This is a genomic window from Alkalibacterium sp. s-m-28 (assembly GCF_054658175.1).
Window position 1 is genome coordinate 1 of sequence record NZ_BAAGIQ010000485.1, and the last position, 250, is coordinate 250.

1 protein-coding gene is annotated in these 250 nt (G+C 29.6%); it reads left to right on the plus strand.

Features of this window, described 5'->3' with window-relative positions:
• Positions 1-36: 36 nt before the first annotated feature.
• On the plus strand, positions 37-250 hold a 214-nt coding region (locus ACYQ4S_RS13015; RefSeq protein ID WP_459771607.1), incomplete at its 3' end, for a tyrosine-type recombinase/integrase.

A 250-nucleotide genomic window follows, 5' to 3' on the forward strand; every position in this document is an offset into this window, starting at 1 on the left:
ACTCAAAAAGCATACTCATACGATGCAGTAAAATACATGTTTCAAAAAATTTGTAAATTGGCTGGTATTTATACTGAAGATAATAAACTACCAAATATTCATTCTTTACGACATACGTTTTGTACTTACAGTTTAGAACAAATGTTGGAAAATGGAATGGATATATATTCTGCAATACCTATATTAGCTGCATATGTTGGCCATGTAAATTTGATAGATACCGAACGATATATCCATTTTACAAACACAC